Source organism: Vreelandella aquamarina, from assembly GCF_020075495.1.
Classification (GTDB): domain Bacteria; phylum Pseudomonadota; class Gammaproteobacteria; order Pseudomonadales; family Halomonadaceae; genus Vreelandella; species Vreelandella aquamarina_A.
Map to the genome: position 1 here is coordinate 1 of NZ_JABYQT010000063.1, position 243 is coordinate 243.

Annotated in this window: 1 protein-coding gene; it reads right to left on the reverse strand. The window is 70.0% G+C overall.

What is annotated here, in order from left to right; translation table 11 throughout:
- Positions 1–243, reverse strand: a 243-nt coding sequence (locus HW452_RS17810) for a cadherin repeat domain-containing protein (RefSeq protein ID WP_224107356.1), incomplete at both ends; no start/stop codon positions are given.

Here is a 243-nt window from a genome sequence, read left to right on the forward strand (position 1 = left end):
GCAGCAAGGCACTCTCACCCACGGGCGCGGTGTCGTTTGCCGTCAGACCTTGTGCGTCGGTCACGGTCACGCTCACCGCCGGCAGGTTGCCGCCGCCGTTGACGTGCGCCGCGCCCGCGTCGGTCAGAGTGACGGTGCCGGTGATCGCGTCGATGGCGTAGTAGCCGTCGGCATTGCTGCCCTCGGTCAGGCTGTAGCGCAGTGCCGCGTTGTCGCCGTCCGGGTCGTTGCCCTGGCTGGTCG